This is a genomic window from Oleiphilus sp. HI0125 (assembly GCF_001635355.1).
The window spans coordinates 1-338 of record NZ_LWGF01000546.1 but is presented as its reverse complement, the minus strand read 5'-3'; the positions used below and the strand labels follow the sequence as shown (position 1 = coordinate 338).

Below are 338 nucleotides of genomic sequence, written 5' to 3'. Positions count from 1 at the left end.
ATGATCTGCTGAATAGTGTTTGATGTTAATATTCGCGCGTTTTATCGAACGCAGTGCAAGTTTTTATAAAAAACGTTGTGTCTAATGGCTTAAAAGGCCTAAAGCAGCTTTCAACACAGGTACACAAAATGGACGTAGTAATTATTGGTGCCGGTATTATGGGCGTTACTTTCGCGCATATCGCCAAAACCGTTGACCCTAATCTGAATATAACGATTCTAGAGCGCCTTGATCAGGCTGCTGGGAGCAACTCAAGTGTTTTTAATAATGCAGGTACCGGTCACGAAGCGAATTGCGAATTAAACTACACACCTGTCGATGAAGAAGTTATCAGTGTT

1 protein-coding gene is annotated in these 338 nt (G+C 41.1%); it reads left to right on the top strand.

Annotated elements, in window-relative coordinates:
• Positions 1–128 precede the first annotated feature (128 nt).
• A partial coding sequence (locus tag A3762_RS06875) for a malate:quinone oxidoreductase (protein WP_156493309.1) occupies positions 129–338 on the top strand: 210 nt, incomplete at its 3' end.